The organism is Pseudomonas maioricensis (assembly GCF_022790535.1).
GTDB classification, from domain to species: Bacteria; Pseudomonadota; Gammaproteobacteria; order Pseudomonadales; family Pseudomonadaceae; genus Aquipseudomonas; species Aquipseudomonas maioricensis.
Genome location: NZ_LOHG01000008.1, coordinates 232,588 through 253,012, shown reverse-complemented (window position 1 = coordinate 253,012; position 20,425 = coordinate 232,588). Strand labels below are relative to the sequence as shown.

The 20,425-nt window shown below is 56.0% G+C and carries 23 protein-coding genes and 3 tRNA genes; 11 read left to right on the top strand and 15 right to left on the bottom strand.

Features of this window, described 5'->3' with window-relative positions; genetic code table 11:
* Nucleotides 1-53 precede the first annotated feature (53 nt).
* Both acuI and acuR read right to left on the bottom strand, forming a co-directional pair.
* Entirely contained in the window at nt 54-1,037 is a 984-nt protein-coding gene (gene acuI, locus AUC61_RS15100; protein WP_243247053.1) for an acrylyl-CoA reductase (NADPH), read from the bottom strand.
* Between the two features lie 46 nt (nt 1,038-1,083).
* Nucleotides 1,084-1,716 carry an acrylate utilization transcriptional regulator AcuR gene (acuR, locus tag AUC61_RS15095; RefSeq protein ID WP_479692268.1) on the bottom strand — a complete coding sequence of 211 codons (633 nt, stop codon included), beginning with the start codon at nt 1,714-1,716 and terminating at the stop codon, nt 1,084-1,086.
* 115 nt (nt 1,717-1,831) lie between these two features.
* On the opposite strand from acuR, the gene AUC61_RS15090 reads away from it, so the two are divergent.
* The 5 genes from AUC61_RS15090 (at nt 1,832) to AUC61_RS15070 (ending at nt 6,672) form a co-directional block, all read left to right on the top strand.
* On the top strand, nt 1,832-2,908 hold the full coding sequence (locus tag AUC61_RS15090; protein WP_243247051.1) for an NAD(P)H-dependent flavin oxidoreductase: 1,077 nt from the start codon (nt 1,832-1,834) through the stop codon (nt 2,906-2,908).
* Nucleotides 2,909-3,073: 165 nt separating this feature from the next.
* On the top strand, nt 3,074-3,778 hold the full coding sequence (gene modA, locus AUC61_RS15085) for a molybdate ABC transporter substrate-binding protein (protein ID WP_422765348.1): 705 nt from the start codon (nt 3,074-3,076) through the stop codon (nt 3,776-3,778).
* Nucleotides 3,779-4,459: a molybdate ABC transporter permease subunit gene (gene modB, locus AUC61_RS15080; protein ID WP_243247049.1), complete on the top strand. Its 681-nt coding sequence runs from the start codon at nt 3,779-3,781 to the stop codon at nt 4,457-4,459. It abuts the gene before it with no gap.
* A 3-nt stretch (nt 4,460-4,462) separates the two neighbouring features.
* Nucleotides 4,463-5,551, top strand: a complete 1,089-nt coding sequence (gene modC / locus AUC61_RS15075; RefSeq protein WP_243247048.1) for a molybdenum ABC transporter ATP-binding protein — start codon at nt 4,463-4,465, stop codon at nt 5,549-5,551.
* 68 nt (nt 5,552-5,619) lie between these two features.
* Entirely contained in the window at nt 5,620-6,672 is a 1,053-nt protein-coding gene (locus AUC61_RS15070) for a DNA topoisomerase IB (RefSeq protein WP_243247047.1), read from the top strand.
* A gap of 72 nt (nt 6,673-6,744) precedes the next feature.
* Here AUC61_RS15070 and AUC61_RS15065 read toward each other — a convergent pair whose 3' ends face one another.
* The gene (locus tag AUC61_RS15065) at nt 6,745-7,107 is read right to left on the bottom strand and encodes a helix-turn-helix domain-containing protein (protein ID WP_243247046.1); all 363 of its coding nucleotides are present in this window, start codon (nt 7,105-7,107) and stop codon (nt 6,745-6,747) included.
* A gap of 372 nt (nt 7,108-7,479) precedes the next feature.
* Between AUC61_RS15065 and AUC61_RS15060 the strand changes: the two genes are divergently transcribed.
* The 5 genes from AUC61_RS15060 to AUC61_RS15035 all read left to right on the top strand — a co-directional run bounded on the left by AUC61_RS15060 (nt 7,480) and on the right by AUC61_RS15035 (nt 11,890).
* Nucleotides 7,480-7,674, top strand: coding sequence for a hypothetical protein (locus AUC61_RS15060; RefSeq protein ID WP_243247045.1), 195 nt, complete (start codon nt 7,480-7,482; stop codon nt 7,672-7,674).
* Between the two features lie 63 nt (nt 7,675-7,737).
* Nucleotides 7,738-10,293, top strand: a complete 2,556-nt coding sequence (gene uvrA, locus AUC61_RS15055; RefSeq protein ID WP_243247044.1) for an excinuclease ABC subunit UvrA — start codon at nt 7,738-7,740, stop codon at nt 10,291-10,293.
* A gap of 161 nt (nt 10,294-10,454) precedes the next feature.
* Nucleotides 10,455-10,540: transfer RNA gene (locus AUC61_RS15050), tRNA-Leu, on the top strand.
* Between the two features lie 391 nt (nt 10,541-10,931).
* On the top strand, nt 10,932-11,375 hold the full coding sequence (locus AUC61_RS15040) for a hypothetical protein (protein WP_243247043.1): 444 nt from the start codon (nt 10,932-10,934) through the stop codon (nt 11,373-11,375).
* 179 nt (nt 11,376-11,554) lie between these two features.
* Entirely contained in the window at nt 11,555-11,890 is a 336-nt protein-coding gene (locus AUC61_RS15035; protein WP_243247042.1) for a hypothetical protein, read from the top strand.
* Between the two features lie 748 nt (nt 11,891-12,638).
* Here AUC61_RS15035 and AUC61_RS15030 read toward each other — a convergent pair.
* The 4 genes from AUC61_RS15030 to AUC61_RS15015 form a co-directional block, all read right to left on the bottom strand.
* Complete coding sequence (locus tag AUC61_RS15030; RefSeq protein WP_243247041.1) at nt 12,639-13,217, bottom strand: hypothetical protein; 579 nt, start codon at nt 13,215-13,217, stop codon at nt 12,639-12,641.
* Between the two features lie 47 nt (nt 13,218-13,264).
* Nucleotides 13,265-13,909 (bottom strand): hypothetical protein, encoded by a 645-nt coding sequence (locus tag AUC61_RS15025; RefSeq protein WP_243247040.1) that lies wholly within the window; start codon nt 13,907-13,909, stop codon nt 13,265-13,267.
* A gap of 145 nt (nt 13,910-14,054) precedes the next feature.
* Nucleotides 14,055-14,237, bottom strand: a complete 183-nt coding sequence (locus AUC61_RS15020) for a hypothetical protein (RefSeq protein WP_243247039.1) — start codon at nt 14,235-14,237, stop codon at nt 14,055-14,057.
* Between the two features lie 150 nt (nt 14,238-14,387).
* The gene (locus tag AUC61_RS15015) at nt 14,388-14,564 is read right to left on the bottom strand and encodes a hypothetical protein (RefSeq protein ID WP_243247038.1); all 177 of its coding nucleotides are present in this window, start codon (nt 14,562-14,564) and stop codon (nt 14,388-14,390) included.
* A gap of 186 nt (nt 14,565-14,750) precedes the next feature.
* On the opposite strand from AUC61_RS15015, the gene AUC61_RS15010 reads away from it, so the two are divergent.
* Nucleotides 14,751-14,990, top strand: coding sequence for a hypothetical protein (locus AUC61_RS15010; protein WP_243247037.1), 240 nt, complete (start codon nt 14,751-14,753; stop codon nt 14,988-14,990).
* 73 nt (nt 14,991-15,063) lie between these two features.
* On the opposite strand, the gene AUC61_RS26440 is transcribed toward AUC61_RS15010, so the two are convergent.
* The 8 genes from AUC61_RS26440 to gacA form a co-directional block, all read right to left on the bottom strand.
* Nucleotides 15,064-15,192 (bottom strand): hypothetical protein, encoded by a 129-nt coding sequence (locus AUC61_RS26440; RefSeq protein WP_279291038.1) that lies wholly within the window; start codon nt 15,190-15,192, stop codon nt 15,064-15,066.
* Nucleotides 15,193-15,291: 99 nt separating this feature from the next.
* Nucleotides 15,292-16,005 carry a hypothetical protein gene (locus AUC61_RS15005; protein ID WP_422765347.1) on the bottom strand — a complete coding sequence of 238 codons (714 nt, stop codon included), beginning with the start codon at nt 16,003-16,005 and terminating at the stop codon, nt 15,292-15,294.
* 590 nt (nt 16,006-16,595) lie between these two features.
* A complete protein-coding gene (locus tag AUC61_RS15000; RefSeq protein WP_243247036.1) occupies nt 16,596-16,856 on the bottom strand; it encodes a DUF6429 family protein in 261 nt (86 codons plus the stop codon).
* A 189-nt stretch (nt 16,857-17,045) separates the two neighbouring features.
* Nucleotides 17,046-17,119 (bottom strand) — tRNA-Cys (locus AUC61_RS14995).
* A gap of 46 nt (nt 17,120-17,165) precedes the next feature.
* Nucleotides 17,166-17,241: transfer RNA gene (locus AUC61_RS14990), tRNA-Gly, on the bottom strand.
* A gap of 63 nt (nt 17,242-17,304) precedes the next feature.
* Nucleotides 17,305-17,865 (bottom strand): CDP-diacylglycerol--glycerol-3-phosphate 3-phosphatidyltransferase, encoded by a 561-nt coding sequence (pgsA, locus tag AUC61_RS14985; protein WP_027898587.1) that lies wholly within the window; start codon nt 17,863-17,865, stop codon nt 17,305-17,307.
* Between the two features lie 32 nt (nt 17,866-17,897).
* Complete coding sequence (gene uvrC / locus AUC61_RS14980; RefSeq protein WP_243247035.1) at nt 17,898-19,721, bottom strand: excinuclease ABC subunit UvrC; 1,824 nt, start codon at nt 19,719-19,721, stop codon at nt 17,898-17,900.
* Nucleotide 19,722: 1 nt separating this feature from the next.
* Nucleotides 19,723-20,367 (bottom strand): response regulator transcription factor GacA, encoded by a 645-nt coding sequence (gene gacA / locus AUC61_RS14975; protein ID WP_162873805.1) that lies wholly within the window; start codon nt 20,365-20,367, stop codon nt 19,723-19,725.
* Between the last annotated feature and the right edge of the window lie 58 nt (nt 20,368-20,425).

Below are 20,425 nucleotides of genomic sequence, written 5' to 3'. Positions count from 1 at the left end.
GTGTATCGCAAGCAAGCTCGGCTCCTAAAGATCATCGCAGCGCTCAGTCGCGGCTAGCGGTTTACATCCACAACCACCCTGCCCCGGACCTCACCTGCCAGGAGTCTGGGCGCGATGTCGATCACGTCGCTCAGGCCGATTTCACGGCTGATCAGCGGCAGTAACGAAAGATCCAGATCAGTCGCCAGCCTGGCCCAGGCAGCCACTCTGTCCTCGCGAGGCCGGGTGACGCTGTCGATGCCCGCGAGAGTAATGCCACGCAAAATGAACGGTGCAACCGACGCGGGAAACTCCATGCCCTGCGCCAGACCACACGCGGCTACCGTGCCGCGATAACGAGTGGCCGCGCAGATGTTGGCCAGTGTATGGCTGCCAATCGAATCGATCGCACCCGCCCAGCGTTCTTTGATCAAGGGCCTTCCGGGTTCCGACAACGTGTGGCGGTCAATGATCTCGGCCGCCCCCAGTTGCTCAAGATAAGAGCTTTCATTCAGGCGCCCGGTGGACGCCACTACCCGGTAGCCCAGCCGGGCAAGAATGGCCACGGCGAAACTGCCCACGCCACCATTGGCTCCAGTGACCAGCACATCGCCCTTGTCTGGCGTCACACCGTTGTTTTCCAGCGCCATCACCGCCAGCATCGCCGTGTAACCTGCGGTCCCGATCGCCATGGCCTGTGCGGCACTGAACGCCGCAGGCAAACGGATCAACCATTTACCTTGCAGGCGGGCTTTCTGCGCCAGCCCACCCCAATGACCCTCTCCAACACCCCAGCCGTTGAGTAATACCTGATCGCCGACTGCAAAATCCGGATCACTGCTGAGGGTCACGGTCCCGGCAAGATCCACACCGGGCACCATTGGAAAGCTGCGAACGATAGGTCCCTTGCCCGTGATCGCCAACCCATCCTTGTAGTTCAGGGTGCTGTACGACACATCCACGGTCACGTCGCCATCCGGCAGCGATTCCTCACTGATCTGCGCCAGCGTCGAGCGATAACCCGTGTCGTCTTTTTCGATCAAGATGCCTTTGAACATGCTTGCCTCCAATTTAGACCGATCGTCTTTTAATGTTTGAAAAGGCTTATTGCGGCAGCCCGCGAAGAAACCCCGAAATATAGGTGTTAAGCGGCGCCTCACTGGCAACCAGACGCGCGCGCAGCACCGCACCTTCCCAGCCAATCCAGAAGAACGCCGCCAACTCGTCGCAATCCGCGTGACGCGCCAGCTCACCTTGTGCCTGAGCTGCTCGAAAACAGGCGCTCAAACGTGTTTGCCAATCGAGAAAAATACCCTCCAGAACTTCCCGAAAACCTTCAGGCAGCATGCTGACTTCCTGCCCGAGATTGCCCACCAGACAGCCACGTCGATAATCATGACGCGCCATACCCGCTTTGGCGTTTTGCACAAAACCCACCAGACGCTCAAGGGGCGTCAACGTTTCATCGAGCAGCCAGCGATCCAGCTTTTGCGAGAAGTAATCGGCATAGCTCTCCAGTACGGCGTGGCCGAACGCTTCCTTGCTGGGAAAGTAATGATAGAAAGAACCCTTGGGCACACCCACCCGCTTGAGGATGTAATCGATGCCCGTAGCGGTGAAACCCTGCTCAGTCAGCACTTGCGTGCCGCAGCGGATCAGCACTTCGCGGGTTTCAAAATTTTCCCGGTCGACCTTGGGTGGCCTGCCTGGGCGGCGTTTCATTGCGGGTATAGTCATGGTAGGCAATATTAGACCGATCGTCTCTTATGTCAAATACGCTCAGTGACCGGTTGCCAAATGCCTCTCACACACGCTCAATAGCGCTTCCCCAAAAAAACCGCACGGAGCCTCTATGAACGCTTGGCCTGATACTCGCCTCCTTGATGTGTTCGGGATTGAACTGCCCATTCTTCTCGCGCCGATGGCGGGCGCAGGCGGTTCCGCGATGGCCATCGCGGTAGGCAATGCTGGCGGTCTCGCCTCCCTCCCGTGTGCGATGCTGAGCCCACAGCAAATCCGCGATGAAGTCGCGCTCATACGTCAACACACCAAGGCACCGCTGAACCTGAATTTCTTCTGCCATCAACCGCCTCAGGATGATCCGCAAAGTCACGAAAACTGGAAGGAGGCACTGCGGCCTTATTACCTTGAGTTGGGCGCTGACGTTGATGCCCCTACGCCGGTATCCAGCCGTGCCCCCTTTGATCTCGCCAGTTGCGAACTGGTCGAAACCTTGAAACCCGAAGTCGTCAGTTTCCACTTCGGGCTGCCCGAACCCGACCTGCTTGCAAGGGTCAAGGCAAGCGGTGCCAAGGTCATCTCATCAGCCACAACCGTTGCCGAAGCGGTCTGGCTGGAGGCAAATGGCTGTGACGCCATCATTGCCATGGGCTACGAAGCTGGCGGGCACCGGGGGATCTTCCTCAGCACAGAACTGACCACACAGATCGGCACCCTGGCGCTGGTGCCGCAGATCGTGGACGCAGTCAGCGTGCCGGTGATTGCCGCTGGCGGCATTGCTGATGGGCGTGGGATCGCCGCGGCATTCATGCTCGGCGCCTGCGCGGTACAGATCGGTACGGCCTACCTGTTCTGTGCCGAAGCCAAGGTCAGCAAGCCTCACTACAAGGCGCTACGCACCGCAGATAGCAGCCAGACCGCGCTGACCAACATTTTCACCGGGCGCCCGGCCCGTGGCATCGTCAATCGGGTGATGGCTGAACTGGGTCCTATGAGCACGCTGGCACCGGCATTCCCGTTGGCAGGTGGCGCCCTGATGCCTTTGCGGGCAATTGCCGAACCTTTGGGCAACGGCGACTTCATGAACCTCTGGGCCGGACAGTCGGTGGGGATCAAACATGAGCATGGTGCTGAACAATTAACCCGGCTGATTGCACGCCAGGCGCTGGAAAAACTCATCCGGCCATAAAACTTAGCTTCCCATGGAACAAAGCATCGCTATATATTTATATATATAGCGAATGGCCGGTACCCGGTCGTTTTATGCCCTGCTTTTACATGGAACCTTTCAATGCCCTCTTTCCCCCGTCATCTCGCCTTCAAATCCCTGGCGGGCGTGATCGCCGCATTGGCGATGAGCCCTGCCTTCGCTGACGAAGTACAGGTCGCCGTTGCCGCGAACTTCACCGCACCCATTCAGGCCATTGCCAAGGATTTTGAAGCGGACACCGGCCATAAACTGGTCGCGGCATTCGGCTCCACCGGGCAGTTCTACACCCAGATCAAAAACGGCGCGCCGTTCGAAGTGTTCCTCGCCGCCGATGACACCACCCCGGCCAAGCTGGAAAGCGAAGGTGACATCGTCAAGGGCTCGCGCTTTACCTACGCCGTCGGAACGCTGGCCCTGTGGTCGGCCAAAGAAGGCTATGTCGACGCTAAAGGCGACGTGCTGAAGAAAAATGAATACCAGCACTTGTCCATCGCTAACCCGAAAGCCGCCCCGTACGGTTTGGCCGCCACGCAGGTACTCGCCAAACTCGGCCTCACTGATGCGACCAAAGCCAAAATCGTCGAAGGTCAAAGCATCACCCAGGCGTATCAGTTCGTCTCCACTGGCAATGCCGAGCTGGGTTTTGTCGCCCTGTCGCAGATTTATAAAGACGGCAAAGTGAATGGCGGCTCGGCCTGGATCGTACCGGCCGAGTTGCACGACCCGATCAAACAAGACGCCGTGATTCTCAACAAAGGCAAAGACAACGCTGCAGCCAAAGCGCTGGTTGAATACCTCAAAGGTCCAAAAGCTGCCGCTGTGATCAAATCCTTCGGATACCAACTGTAAATGCCGCTCGACAGTACCGACTTCGCTGCAATCTGGTTGACCCTGAAACTGGCGTCGCTGACTACCTTGATTCTGCTGGTGATCGGCACACCTATCGCCTTATGGCTGGCCCATACCCGCTCCTGGCTCAAGGGCCCGATCGGGGCCATCGTCGCCTTGCCTCTGGTGCTACCGCCCACGGTCATCGGGTTTTACCTGCTGTTATTGCTCGGCCCTAACGGTACTGTCGGTCAACTGACTCAAAGCCTGGGTTTGGGAACGCTGACGTTCAGCTTTCCTGGTTTGGTCATTGGTTCGGTGCTTTATTCCATGCCCTTTGTTGTGCAGCCTTTGCAAAACGCCTTCTCTGCCATCGGTACACGTCCGCTGGAAGTGGCGGCAACGCTGCGCGCCAACCCTTGGGATACCTTTTTCAGTGTCGTATTACCGCTTGCCAAGCCTGGCTTCATCACCGGCGCGATTCTTGGTTTCGCTCACACGGTCGGCGAATTTGGCGTGGTGTTGATGATTGGCGGCAATATCCCGGACAAGACCCGCGTGGTTTCCGTACAGATCTTCGATCATGTGGAATCCATGGAGTACCTGCAGGCGCATTGGCTGGCGGGTTCAATGGTAGTGTTTTCTTTCCTGGTTCTTCTGGCGCTTTACTCAAGCGGCAAGACCAAAGCGGCCTGGAGCTGATCCATGACTTCCGAGATCCAGGTGCGGTTGCAGATGGAATACCCGGCCTTCAGCGTAGACGTCGATCTACGCTTACCGGGGCGCGGAGTGACTGCGCTGTATGGCCACTCGGGCTCGGGCAAAACCACTTGCCTGCGCTGCATTGCAGGGCTGGAAAAACCTCGGCAAGGGCTTATTCAAATCAACGATGAAGTCTGGCAGGACACTGCCAAAGGCCTGTTCGTGCCCCCGCACAAGCGTGCACTTGGTTATGTTTTTCAGGAAGCGAGTCTGTTTCCGCATTTATCGGTGCGGGGCAATCTGGAGTTTGGCCTGCGCCGTATTGCGGCCGATCAGCGCCATGTCGACCTGCACCACGCCACACAGTTACTGGGCATCGAACATCTGCAGGAGCGACGCCCTGACAAGCTCTCTGGTGGAGAGCGACAACGGGTGGGTATCGCCAGAGCGCTGCTGACCAGCCCGCGCCTGCTATTGCTCGACGAACCTCTCGCGGCGCTGGACGCGAAACGCAAAAGTGAAATTCTGCCGTATCTGGAGCGTCTGCACGATGAGCTGGAGATCCCCATGCTTTACGTCAGTCACTCTCAGGACGAGGTGGCACGTCTGGCCGATCATCTGGTCCTCATGAGCGACGGCAAAGCCCTGGCAAGCGGTCCCATTGGCGAAACCCTGGCGCGACTGGACTTACCCATGGCCATGGGCGACGACGCTGGCGTGGTGATTGAAGGGTCCGTCGTTGCCTACGACGCCGAGTATCAATTGCTCAGCGTCGCCCTGCCCCACAGCGTGCTGCGAATGCGCCTAGCCCATACGCCGCTGCCATCAGGCAAGGCTTTACGCTTCAAGGTGCAGGCGCGGGACGTCAGCCTCAACCTGCACCCCGACGACCAGAGCAGCATCCTCAATCGGCTGCCAGTCACTGTGATCAGCGAGATCCCCGCAGACAATACGGCGCATGTGCTGGTCCGACTGGACGCGGCAGGCACGCCCTTGTTGGCGCGGATCACCCGATACTCGCGTGATCAACTACGGCTCGTGCCGGGGCAGCAACTCTGGGCACAGATCAAATCGGTGGCGGTCCTGGCCTGATCACAAATACTGGGCACCCCTGAGAACCGCCGCGGTCAATCCACATAACTGCCTTGTGGATTGCTGCCATGCCTGATTCGACTGTCGTTGACCAACTGCCTCCAGACCTGCATTACGTTGAAGATACGCAAGCCGGCTTTAGCCGAAAAATCCTGCGAGGCAAGTTTGTCTACTTCGACAGAGACGGCCAACGGATTCGTGACGAAGCGGAAATCAAGCGGATCAATGCCCTTGTCATCCCTCCGGCTTACACCGACGTCTGGATTTGCCCTGACCCACGCGGACATTTACAAGCCACCGGCCGCGATGCACGTGGACGCAAGCAATACCGCTATCACCCACGCTGGCGGGAAGTGCGTGATCAGAACAAATACTCACGAATGATCGAATTCGGCCTGGCGCTGCCCAAGGTCCGGAAGAAAATCGAAGCTCAGCTTGCAGAACCCGGCATTGGCCGCGACAAGGTGATGGCTACAGTGGTTTCGCTACTCGATGCGACACTGATCCGCATTGGCAACAGCCAGTACGCCCGGGACAACCGCTCCTACGGACTGACGACCCTGCGCAATAAACACGTTGAAGTGCATGGCAACGATATCGTTTTTGAGTTTCGTGGCAAAAGCGGCGTCGAGCATCAGATCAGTGTGACGGACCGCCGCCTGGCGAAGGTCATCAAACGCTGTATGGAGTTGCCCGGCCAGAACCTGTTCCAGTACCTGGACGACAAAGGCGAACGCCATACAGTGAGTTCTTCGGATATCAACGCGTACCTGCATCAACTCACAGGCGCGGACTTTACGGCCAAAGACTACCGGACCTGGGCTGGCAGCGCGCTGGCATTGGCCACACTGCGCAAGCTGCATTGGGAACCCGAAGCAGATGCCAAAAAACATATCGTTGAAATGGTGAAGGAGGTAGCCCGGCAGTTAGGGAACACCCCGGCGATCTGCCGCAAGTGCTATATCCACCCGGCCGTACTGGAAGGTTTCCTGCTCGGTGAACTCGCCCTGTTACCGCGAACCCGGCAACGTAAAGGCTTGCGCCTGGAAGAAGTTGCCCTCGCAACTTATCTGCAGAGTCTGGCGGAAAAGGTCGTTGCCGAGTCATCGGGCAAAACGTGACCCCCAACCGTCGCCTGAATGGATACAAGCTTGCGACTGACGCCTTTCGCGTTGCGATCAAGGCTTTAGCTTCTAAAGCTTGGTGCGCCTGTCCTCAGGTTCGTAGCCGCTGGATAGCTCCTCCAGAGTCGATACGAAGTGCCGGACGGCGTGCTGGACTTCAGCCAATAACAATTGTGGGTTGGCGGTTCCACCGTCAAGTTTGCCTGACGCGCTGTCTATCTGGATTCGTGCAGTTCGGCGATTAGTCAGGACATACAGAACATCAACGCCAGCCCGGGCCAATGCAGCGAGATAATCCGCTCTGGGTGCACGCTCACCGCCTTCATACTTGCCCTGGGCATTGGCGGCAACGCCACCCAGCAAACCAAGATCACGCTGGGACAACCCTAGCCGCCTGCGCTCCTCTCGGAGCCGTTTACCTATCTCTTTCATGGGTCAGCTTGCTCCACACCAGATCCGTTAATTCTTTAGCAATCACTGAATTAAACCGCCAACAGCTAACTTCCTACAACAGATCCTAAGATTGTAGGACCAGTCCTACATCAAAAACCAATAGCTCCGACGTAAGTAACACCTCGCGAAACACCTATGGCACTCCAGACTAAAGCCGGAACACGGCGGATGCGGTGACTCGCACAGATTAAAGACGCGACGGCTATCACCGGATGACCTACTGCCTGGCCGACAGTTTGCACTTACGCGTCCAGCAGCCGACGAACGACACGAGCATAAACGCACACCCATCCGATTGAACGATCAGCAATGTTGCCGGATCGTAACCCTGTAACCTTCGGAGATCTGAAAATGGCTCATGACAAACGCGACAATCAAAGCAACAATCTCAACGCCCCTGAGCAAAGCCCGGCCGACATCGCCGACCATGAGCAGCGCACGCAGGAATCCAGAACCGAAGAAAAGCAAACGGGCAATCGGCAAGACGATCAGGGCCACACCCCGAAGGTTCCGACGGCCCCTTCCACCGAAACGGTCAAACCCTGAGCTGTTTCCCTTTGCAACAGGCGCGCGCCCTGCCGTCGCCATTTTGAACGACAAGGCTGGACGATGACCTCACAGCACACGCCCCCTGACCAGAAGACGCTTTCATCCGCTGAACCACTGCAACGCAGCGGTTTTGTCAGGGTCCGGGGCGCACGCGAACACAACTTGAAGAACGTCGACGTCGACGTTCCCCGTGATGCCCTGGTTGTATTCACGGGAGTATCCGGTTCAGGCAAATCTTCGCTGGCTTTCTCGACGCTCTATGCCGAAGCCCAGCGGCGCTATTTCGAATCCGTCGCACCGTACGCCAGAAGGCTGATTGACCAGGTCGGTGTACCTGACGTCGACTCCATTGAAGGGTTGCCGCCCGCAGTCGCGTTGCAACAACAACGCGGCACACCGAGCACACGCTCCTCCGTAGGCAGTGTCACGACGCTGTCGAGCCTGATCCGCATGCTCTACTCACGAGCGGGCAGCTACCCGGCAGGACAGCCCATGTTGTACGCGGAAGACTTCTCGCCCAACACGCCGCAAGGCGCTTGCCCACAATGTCACGGGCTGGGCAGGGTTTATGAAGTCACCGAGCAGTCGATGGTCCCGGATGACTCACTGACCATCCGCCAACGTGCCATTGCTTCATGGCCAACGGCGTGGCAAGGCCAGAACCTGCGGGACATCCTGGTCACTCTGGGCTATGACGTGGACATTCCGTGGCGAGATCTGCCGAAAAAGCAGCGCGACTGGATCCTGTTCACCGATGAACAACCCACCGCACCGGTATACGCGGGCCTGACACCTGCGCAAACCCGGAAGGCGCTGAAGCAGAAGCTGGAGCCGAGCTACCAGGGCACCTTCACCGGCGCCCGAAAATACGTGCTGCACACCTTCACCCACTCCCAAAGCGCACTGATGAAAAAGCGCGTCGCACAATTCATGATCGGCAGTCCGTGCTCACTGTGCGACGGCAAGCGCCTCACCCAAACCGCGCTCTCGGTAAAATTCGCCGGTTTCGATATTGGCGAACTGGCGCAAATGTCCCTGCTGCAGCTCGCAGAGGTGCTGCGCCCGGTTGCCGCGTCAGACGCACCACTCAAAGATGATCTTTCCGTCGAAAAGCGCATAGCAGCGCAGCGTATTGCTCAGGACCTGTTGGGCCGAGTCAGCACACTGACTGATCTGGGCCTCGGCTATCTGGCTCTTGAGCGCAGCACGCCCACGCTTTCGTCCGGCGAATTGCAACGGCTGCGGCTAGCGACCCAGCTCGGCTCCCAACTGTTTGGCGTCATCTATGTGCTGGACGAACCATCGGCCGGACTGCATCCCGCCGATGGCGAAGCTCTCTTCAACGCACTGCAGCGCCTTAAAGACGCGGGCAACTCACTGTTCGTCGTAGAGCACGATCTCGAAACCATGCGGCGCGCCGACTGGTTGATCGACGTCGGCCCTGCTGCTGGCGAACACGGCGGGCGCGTTCTGTATAGCGGCCCGCCCGCTGGCTTGGCCGAAGTCGAGGCATCACAAACCCGCCTGCATCTGTTCGCGACAGGCAAAGCCAGCAAACCGAAGCGACGTCAGCCCAAGGACTGGTTAAAACTGGAAGGCGTTACCCGCAATAACCTCAACAATCTGAGCGCAGCATTCCCGCTCGGCTGCTTCACTTCCGTGACCGGCATTTCCGGATCAGGGAAGTCGAGCCTCGTCAGCCACGCCTTGCTGGAGCTGGTAGGCGGCCATCTGGGGCATGCCACTGAAAACAACGACACAGAAACCCCTAGCCTTGAAGACGATGCGCCACAGTCTGCCAGCGGCAGCGTCGTCGCGGGCCTTGACGCCATTCGCCGGCTGGTCAAGGTTGACCAGAAGCCTATCGGTCGTACGCCCCGTTCGAACCTTGCGACCTACACCGGACTCTTCGATCAGGTCCGCAAGCTGTTCGCGGCGACCCCGCAATCCCGCAAAGAGGGCTACGACGCAGGACAGTTCTCTTTCAACGTAGCCAAAGGCAGATGCCCGGTGTGCGAAGGCGAAGGTTTTGTCAGCGTTGAATTGCTGTTCATGCCCAGCGTTTATGCCCCCTGCTCTACCTGCCATGGCGCACGCTATAACCCGCAAACCCTGACCGTCAAATGGCAAGGCTTGAACATCGCCGAGGTACTGCGGCTCACCGTAGATGACGCTGTTGAACGGTTCAAAGACCAACCTGCCGTATTGCGGCCGCTGACCGTGCTCCGCGATATCGGCCTGGGCTACCTGCGCCTTGGACAACCGGCGACCGAACTCTCGGGCGGAGAAGCGCAGCGCATCAAATTGGCCACCGAGCTGCAACGCACCCAGCGTGGCGCCACCTTATACGTGCTGGATGAGCCCACCACCGGCCTGCACCCCACTGACGTCGACCGTCTGCTCAAACAGCTCAATCACCTGGTGGACGCCGGAAACAGTGTCGTGGTGGTCGAGCACGAAATGCGCGTTGTGGCGCAGAGTGACTGGGTCATCGACATCGGCCCCGGCGCGGGTGATCAGGGCGGCCAGATTGTCGCCGCGGGCACGCCTGAACAGATCATCAAGGTTAAGGCGAGCCGCACAGCGCCATTTTTGAAGCAAGTCGTTAACACGTAATTGATCACCGCCACCGCCGTAACCGATGGGCCTCAACCAACCGCAGAAGAGGCCCAACCCTTTTTTCCAGCCGCAAAAGCAAGATCTTGTCTTATTTCAATATCTTGCGGGCTTGCTTCAAGGGGGTTGGATGTATATATTCCCTGCTCTTCAGCGCTACCGCCCCGATGGCGAAATTGGTAGACGCAAGGGACTTAAAATCCCTCGTCCTTTGGACGTGCCGGTTCGACCCCGGCTCGGGGCACCACATTTAAAACAAGGGCTTACCGCGATTTTATCGGGTAAGCCCTTGTTGTTTAAATTGCCGCAATTCTAGATTTCCACACATGACGTGTTCAGCCTGGCCGAGGACAGTCCGCCCCTGCCTGGTGTAGCCGGACGATGCCCACATCACCCGGATGTCAGCATCTATCAGATGCGCGTAGTCCTGGTTTTGAATGCTGCCGGTGTCGGCAAGGATCTCAACCTTTATCCTTTCCCACCGCTTCGGGCGAAGGTGTAAATCGAAATCCAACCTCCGTAATGTTGCGCAACAATGCAGGTGGCTCAGGTCTATTCACTTTCTTGCCCGCCTTATCAATACATTGCTTTTAGCTTCAGATGCGTCAGAAAATGCCCGTTTTACCAAGGACAACGGTATGGCGCAGCATCCTACAGACACCGACTTCTGGTCGACCATCTCGAAATTGGCTGTGGCAGTACCGATTGCTGCACTTATAGGCGCCGGTCTTTCCGCATTAGTTTTGGGAGGTATCGACTACGGGCAACTCAAAAGCTCTCTGGATACCGAGAAAAGCAGAAGTTCTGAACTTGCTCGGACGAATGATGAAAACCTGAAAGTAAATGAGAAATGGAGAGATGCTTACACAAAACTCAGCTCTGAGCTCTCTGCCGCGAATGCAAGGTTGGTCAAGATGCAGAACGACCAATGCGAATCGATCCGGAGCGATATTTCCCGACTCCAATACAAAATAGAAGACACCTACGGTTACACGGATTCGAGCGAGAAACGTTCGAATATGCAGATCATGATGCGGCAACACCAAGAATCGTTACAGGCCTGCTTCGCATCACGGAGATGACGGATGTGCAAAGCGCAGTAGTGCAAAAGCAGGATTGAGTTAGTGGTCGGTTGGCGGTATTGGCGAGGGTCAATACTCACTGGCTCGGTTAACTCATGAAACTTGATGTGACGATCGAACATGGCGCTATAGTAGGCTCTGAATAATCCACCTAAGCAGATTACCAAGAGGATGACGCAGTGGCTAAAAGCGGTGTCGGACATCTTTATCTAGCCTTAGCGGCTTGGTTCACTGATCTCGCAATCGCGGTGCCAATTGATGTTTCACCGGGGGCCGAGGCGCTGTACTTCAAGGCGCTGCCTTACCTGAACGAAATTGATGATCTGAATAACGAACTATTCAATATTCGGCGTCAGCTATCCGATAAAGACAAATTCCCCGAAGAAAAAAAAGACGCTCTCACAAAAAAAATACGCTTACTATTGGCGGAAGCTACCCCCCTACTCAAACGTTCATCTGATGAAGGGAATCCCGCCGCACAATATCGACTTGCCTGGCTTGCAATTGGATTCTAGATCATGCCGTGGCTTTACTAATTACAGATAAATCCGACACACAAAAAAGCCTGGCGGTTAGGCCAGGCTTATTACAAACAATCGCTAATCTGCTACCTCTGATTCGCGGCAGGTCCACGTGATAGCCAATACAAAACGCTTGCCGCTGAAATCAGCGAAAGAACGAGTGCAGCGAAGCCGGCCGAAGAGCTCAGAGCGTATGCCGCACTAACAAAAGCGGTCAGACATGCTGACAGCAACAACGGCGAATAGCACAGCAGCCGTAGCACTATGTTCTTACCGCTACCCAGTGTCGACTGACGCTCCAATAGCTTGCCAAGGCCAGCCAGACAAAGTGAAAAAGTACCCACCGCCATCAGCACTACGAAGTACATTACGACAGGTGGAAGCCCATAGGCATTTGAGGCATCCGCAGGATTATCTCGGAATCCTTCAACGGAGTAGCCCAGTGCGGCCAGGGACAAGGGAAATAAGATAAATACAAGGTTTCTAGCTAGCGCTGGCATTCCTGATTCCATGCTCCGTCATTGATCTCAATAAGGTAGCACGCAACGCTGGGCCTCTCCGAACGACGCAGGGTGTTTATAGTACTTAAAGCCAAAAAAACGCTCACATTGCGGGTTTCTTGAAGCAGGTTGCCGCAGGCACGGTCGTTCATGATCGAGTCAATGCCCGGCCCTTGCGCGCCGCAGTCATGGCACCAGAGCAAGTGCGGGGGTAAAGGGTTGTCGAGCATGAAGCGTCACAGTCAGTCAGATACTTTCGATTCGGCAGCACTGTTCCAGATAAAGGCTCTACGCACCATCTCTCTGGCATTGGGCAGATCTATCGAATAGCTCGACGGACTTGTGAATGAAAGCGAGTTTTTCTTGAAAATCAGTAGAGGTTCACCTGTGCCGTTTTCAGCCACAACTCGCGCGTTAATGGCGGTGAACTCATCCCTCGCATTTAGTTTTTTAGCGCTCGCCGTCCGCTGCGTCGCTGATAGATCAGCCCAGGCAATAAATTCTGCGATGGGTTCTAAACCCGTCGGAAATGTCTTTCGCTGTAAACGGTTGCCAAAAATAATGTAGCCGCCACGCTTTTCAGCGGTGAAGTCCATCCATTCATCATTGTCAGCAATCCTTAACGGCAGCATCGCTGGCTGAAAATTCCCAGCCAGGCGGACGCCAGTTTTTTCGTCAAAATATCCGTACTTAATGTCTGTGCGGTAAAACTCCCAAGCACGCAAGGTGGCAAATTTATCAATTTTTTGGGCAGTAGACGCGCTGCACCCCACCAAAACTACAAAAGCTGCCGCTACTAAAGTTCCTGCCCAAAAACGCATTGTGATCTCTCTTCGAAAAGCCCGAGGATAGCATCGGGCTGTGCAAGTTAGTTTTTGCAGACCGCCTTCGGCGGCTCGGCAGGCGTCAGCCTTTTGGGAATGACGATTGAAGTGCCGGGCAAAGGCAAAAGTTCGATAACCCCAAGCATGCAAACAAGCGCTTGCCCGCCATCTTTGTTGGGTCTGGTACCCACCCCGACCAACGCTTCGTAGTCTTTACCAGGCTCCAGTTTATAAACGAGCGCCTGGCCACCGCAGGACGAGTAAGTACTGCCATAGCTGCCAATGGTTGCGCCCAGAGTTGCGATTTGGAATGGCTGGTCAGCCCTGACGCGGTACTCGGTGACTACCTCTTTGTACACTCCCTCGCCCATCCGGATTGCCGGTACGTATTCGGCAAGAGTGGGCGCAACTCTATTTGGCATGCCAATGTTCGCCAACCTGAGGGGGAACTGCGGATAGTTGATGTTCGCTGTTCCATCACGCCCAAAACGTCCGGCGTCAGCCATCATATGACGGGTAGCCGGGGCGCAACTGCCAGTGATGCTGTCTCCATACACGCTGGAGTTCGTGATGACACGAATACGCGCCACACCCTCTGATTGGGTAGGCTCTTCGTATGGAACGGAAGGAATTCCAGAGCAACCAGCAAGCGTTATAGCAAAAAAAGTTACGAACGAGACAACCCGCATGACCATGTCCTTATGTACTAGACAACTAAAGCCCGACGCTACGGCCGGGCTTTTTTTCTTTCACTCCGACCGCGCAGACGCGACATGATGGCGCGACAATGCGAATTGGTCTACCGCACTAAAGCAGCCAGTACGCCATGCCTGTTCAGCCACCCTCCTCTTGATCTTCCTTATGAAGATCAACCACAAGATTCGCCGCTTCTTCGTCGGACTCCAGATAATGAAGTGAACCGTCATGACTTTGCACAACGATCAGAGCTTCAAGGTCTGGACGGCGATGTTCTGTGGGGATTTCCTCACCCGTGAGCGTTTTCAGTGTGACTGCCATAAGCTTTCCTCCCTAAAAGAAAGCTGACAGGGAGCGCGGTCGACAATTCAAACTGACTGGTCAAATCCTGATAATCAGAACGATGCTGGTCGATCTCTAGAGATAACGGCTCTGACCAGATCCCCCCCCTTTCCTGACTCGATTGGCTAATCACTTATTGCGCTGCTTCCACCCAACGAGCATGAAAACCAGCCCAGGTATCAACAAGCCTGGCGCCATGTATGCAAACGTGCGGTCTGCGAGCAATCCGTTCAGCCCAAATACAAACCCGCAGATTGTTAGCGGTATTCCAACGATGAACATCGGTTGGCGAAAAGCTTTATCCATGATCACTTTCTCCTTCTCGAAAACGGAGCCATTAAATCACAATGCGCCGACGCGTTTCCGACAGGCCCTTGTTGATTTTCGCTCTGTAACTATTCTCACTGCTTGTTATCCGAATCACGCTGAGACTGTTTTCGCCACGCCTCGGCTTGTGGAGTGCAGCGTCAGCCATTTTCACAGGGAAGCAATATGAACACCGGCAAGGACAATCAGGAACTTCGAGAGGCGCTGATTTCAGCGGCGTTTTTGCTCAAATGGTCGGCTGCCGATCTGCACGGGAAGGCCAACGCCCTGGCGGATGCGGGTAATCAGGCAGAGGCTGATGCAATGCAGGAGGTCGTTAATAACTATCAGACCTCGGAAGCCCGTCTGCTGGGTTTTGCGGATGAAGTGAAGGCCGGGAGAATTGTACGGGGACGTGCTGAGTAGCGCTCGCGGTGCACCGACTGCTCGCTATTTGCACCTTGAAGCGAGGCACAAATAGCGACGAATAGCTGATCAATCAGCAAGCGCCAGGCGGAATCCCCCCCTTATTGAAGTCCTTCAGGCGCTCGCGCTCTTCCTTGGTGGAGTGAGCCGGTGTGTCGTCTTTCCTGGTTTCTTTCCCGGTTTCTTTCTTTTCTTCAGTCATCACGCTGTCCTCATGGTTGTTTCAGTTTCGGCACCCTGAGGTTGCAGCAGTTCAAATCATCTGCTGCTCATCCTGACACGGTAAGAACACACCAAATCACTACTGCACCGGCAGGAAGTTCATCAGCAACAAGCTTTGAGCGTAATTGAGGCCAATACGCCGATAACGCTCATCGAGGATCTGCGCGAGCAGATCAAGACGGGCAACGATCTTGCCAAACTCGACGGCAAAACTGAGATTGCTGGATTGGTCCGATATCTCATTGGAAAACAGCAATAACACGCCATTGGCATCCTGGCGCTGACTGAGTAACCAGGTGGCTTTCTCGATATTACGAGCGGCGTTGCTGACGAATTGTGGATTGATTGAGTCAGTCACGTAGAACTCGGTGCGTCCGCCATGCGCCGTGATAAGCATGCTGCCAATCGCGTAGATGAAGGCGCCCACACGGTCGCCACGAAACTCTGGACTGAGGGAATAGCTCAGCGCCGCCAGATCACGGCGGTCCCCAAGCGCGGGGAGCGGCTGACGCTGCTCGATGGCCTGACGGATCGCCCGAGCAGCACTGATGGCATCCGTATAACCCGACTGACGCCACTGGCTGGGGTTGCGCAGGTAGAGCTTGTTCATCAGCAGATAGAGGCTTTGCAAGTTATCGTGCATGCCTAGTGTTGCCATGCGATCGACACTGGTCTGGAAAATTTCGTCAGGCTTGCCTTTGCTGAACTGATTGGCAATATCGCGGCTCTGTTGCTGACTGCAACCGCCGATACCCAGTAAAAAAATCGCAGCCAACAACAGCGGTCGGCGCATCCATCGAACGAGAAATACAGGTAGCGGGCGATCCATCGGCACCATGTCTTGCAGTTGTCCGCGCAGGAAATCAGCACGGCCGGGACAGACATAGATCGGGAAAACGGGAAAAAGTGCGATATCGGCGGAGAGTTTATCGCGCCATTCGCAGGCTGCTAACGCCAGTGTGATGACGTTAGCGTAATAACCACTGTCAACCTGGGGCAAACAGCGACCTGATCATATGAAGCTCGGCCGCATGCGTCATGGCCTCGAGGTCTTCAAGGGTCATGGCGTGGCCACACCCTGCGCACGGCTCATCCACCAAATCTTCAATGCTGTAAAGGCCGCTGAGGGTTCCGTCACTCGGATCAAAAGGCCGACAATCACACACAACGCACCGGAAGTCCTCGAAATACTGCTCATCCATTCTCATTGTCTGACAATCCTGAAAATTCGACGGCATAAAACACTATATACCCCGTCTTTTCCAGACCGTCCCGACGGCAGACATGCCGCCTGGCCTTTTCCTGCCTGAGCAAAGCGTTGAAGTAGTCTGGTGACTTTAGGCACTGAGTTCGCTGCGTCCCATGTGCAGTCATAGCGGTTAGTCAGCTCTCAGTACTGGATGCGTCCCTCGCTTGAGCGCCCATACCAAACAGCCGGTCGGCTATTTCTCTGCCCCGCTCGCGGCCTTCGGCCGTTAACCAGACCGACTTCTTTTTACCGACAGGATCATCGATGAAACCATGCTCGTGCAGCCGATTCATGATCTCGAAGTCGAACCCTTTCCATGCATTGCCGTTGTTGAAACTGAAGGTTGCCAGCAGGGCGAGCACAGCCTCTTCGATTAATTTTTCGTCGTACCTCATCCTCATTTATCCTCTGATTTTCACCATGATAAATCGCTGCCTCGTCCAACCCGCTAGCCGTGAGCCAGAGGGCACGCGGCTGCAAGACTCATGAACGAGTCACCTCAAAGGTCTAAAAAATATTAAGGGAATGGCTTTATCGAAGACAATAAAAAACCCGAAGACGTTAATCTTCGGGTTCTTTAATAGTGGAGGCCGAGGTCGGAATCGAACCGGCGTAAGCGGATTTGCAATCCGCGGCATAACCATTTTGCTACTCGGCCTCAAACATTCAGTGCTTAAACCGCAAACACTCAATGCGTACAAACTTGGAGCGGGAAACGAGACTCGAACTCGCGACCCCGACCTTGGCAAGGTCGTGCTCTACCAACTGAGCTATTCCCGCGTCTTGGTGACGGGCGCTATTCTATAGATTCAAACCGCGCCGTCAACCCTTTGTTTTAAAAACTTATTTTTTATCCGCCGTGGTTTTCAAGTGCGGCCATGCGGCCCTCAGGTATTGCAGCATCGACCATAAAGTCAGGCCCGCAGCGAGAATCAACAGAACGTAACCCAGCACCACCCAGAACGTGAACGCGGGTGGATTGGCCAGCAAGATGACCAGTGCCAGCATTTGCGCAGCAGTCTTCCATTTGCCAAGGTTCGACACCGCTACCTGCGCCCTGGCGCCGAGTTCGGCCATCCATTCGCGCAAAGCGGAAATAACGATCTCACGGCCGATAATCACGGCAGCGGGCAATGTCAGCCAGAGATTGGCGTGGGCCTGAACCAGCAAAACCAGTGCAACTGCAACCATCAGCTTGTCCGCTACCGGATCGAGAAACGCGCCAAACGGCGTGCTCTGCTCCAGACGACGGGCCAGATAACCATCGAGCCAGTCAGTCGCCGCTGCAAAAGCGAAGACGCTACTGGCCGCCATGTAGCTCCAATGGTAAGGCAAGTAAAACAGCAGAATGAAGATCGGAATCAGGAGGACACGTAGAACGGTGATCAGATTAGGGATATTCATCGGCACAACTTGCTACGAGGTGAGCGGGCATTCTACTCGCTGTGCAGGTTTGCATAAATCGACTCTGCAAGCTTTTTACTGATTCCGGGTGCTTTTGCTATTTCTTCGATGCTCGCACGGGACAATTCCTGCAAGCCGCCGAAGTGTTTGAGCAGGTCGCGACGCCTTGTAGGCCCTACTCCGGCGACACCTTCGAGGCTGGACGTGCGCCGCGTCTTACCGCGTCGCGCCCGATGCCCGGTAATCGCAAAACGGTGAGCTTCGTCACGTATCTGCTGAATGAGGTGCAGCGCCGGAGAATCTCCCGGCAAGGTGAACTCATGGGCGGAGTCATTCAGATAGAGGGTTTCGAACCCGGCCTTACGCGTCGTGCCCTTGGCAACGCCTAACAGAATCAGGTCAGGAACCGCTAGCTCGTTCAACACATCGCGGGCCATCGACATCTGCCCTTTACCGCCGTCGACCAGCAGAATATCCGGCAGCTTGCCCTCGCCGTCCTTGAGCTTGCTGAAGCGACGGGTGAGCGCCTGGTGCATGGCGGCATAGTCATCGCCTGCAGTTACACCTTCAATGTTATAGCGGCGGTAGTCCGACTTGATCGGCCCTTCGGGGCCAAATACAACGCAGGATGCAACGGTGGCTTCGCCACTGGAATGGCTGATGTCATAACATTCGAGGCGCAGCGGTGGCTCGTCGAGGTTGAGGACTTTTTGCAGTGCATCGAAGCGAGCCGCCACATGCTGACGGTTGGCGAGCCGCGCCGACAACGCCTGCTCCGCGTTAGTCACCGCCATCTGCTGCCAGCGAGCACGGGTGCCTCGCACCCGGTGGCTGATCACCAGCTCGCGACCACGAGACTCTTCGATGGCATCAATCAACGTCGGGAAATCGTCATGCAGCACGTTGACGATGACTTCCGAAGGCAGCTCACGGTCGACACCACCCAGGAAATACTGCGACAGGAAGGCCGACATGACTTCGCCCACCTCCTCCTCGATCCCGACCTGAGGGAAGAAATTCTTGCTGCCCAGCACCCTGCCACCACGGACGCTGATCAAGTGCACACAAGCACCGCCTGGATTGACGAACGCCGCCACCACATCAACGTCACCTGTGCCACCCTCCATGCTCTGCTGATCCTGAACGCGGCGCAGCAATGCAATCTGGTCCCGCAACTCCGCAGCCTGTTCGAAATCCAGACTCATGGCGGCTTTTTCCATTAATGCGTTCAACTCGTCGGTCAGGGTGTTGCTTCGACCCTCCAGGAACATCACCGAGTGGCGCACGTCTTCCGCATAAACCTCTGGTTCGACGAGGCCCACACAAGGACCTTTGCAGCGTTTGATCTGATATTGCAGGCACGGCCGGGTGCGGTTCTTGTAGAAGCTGTCTTCGCACTGCCGAACCAGGAAGGTTTTCTGCATCAGACTCAGACTTTCCCGCACCGCCCCAGCGCTGGGATAAGGCCCAAAGTAACGGCCTTTGGGTTTCTTGGCGCCACGGTGAATGCTCAGGCGCGGAAAATTGCCGTCCGACAGATAGACATAAGGGTAGGACTTATCGTCGCGCAGCAGAATGTTGTAAGGCGGACGCCATTCTTTGATCAGCGTTTGCTCAAGCAGCAGCGCTTCAGTTTCGTTGGCGGTGATCGTGGTTTCGATCTGGGCAATCCGCGAAACCAGCGCACTGGTCTTTGGCGCATGCCCGGTCTTGCGAAAGTAACTCGCCAGACGGTTTTTCAGGTTCTTGGCTTTACCCACGTACAGCAGACGCGCCTCGGCATCGAACATGCGATACACGCCAGGGCGGCCACTACAGGTTGCAAGAAAGGCACTCGGGTCAAACGGTGGGTTCATTTCAGGCGCTGGCATCGACCATGCCGTGACGTACCGCCAGCAAAGCCAGCTCGACATCGCTGCCAATCGACAGCTTCTCAAAGATACGGTAACGGTAGGTATTTACGGTTTTAGGGGACAAGCACAGTTTGTCAGAGATGGTCTGGACTTTCTGGCAACCGACGATCATCAATGCAATCTGTATCTCACGTTCCGACAGTAGATCGAACGGAGAATTGTTGACTTGAGGCTGGAACGACTTGAGGGCCAACTGCTGGGCAATCTGCGGGCTGATGTAGCGTTGCCCGGCAAATACCAGACGAATGGCCTGTACCATTTCCGCCAGACCCGCGCCCTTGGTCATGTAGCCAGCAGCACCGGCCTGCAGCAAACGCGTTGGAAAAGGATCTTCCTCGCACACCGTAACGGCCACTACCTTGATCTCGGGATGACTACGCAACAGCTTGCGCGTGGCTTCAAGGCCACCAATGCCCGGCATCTTGACGTCCATCAGAACGACGTCCGGTTTCAGTTCCCGCGCCTTCTTCAGCGACTCCTCACCGGAGTCGGCCTGGCCGACCACTTGAAGCCCATCGATGTCAGCCAACATGCGCGTAATGCCTGTCCGGACAAGATCATGGTCATCAACAACTAGCACCTTAATCAAGCAGACACCTCGCAGAACGGTCATAACGAATACGGGTCACCATAGCAAAAACAAAAGG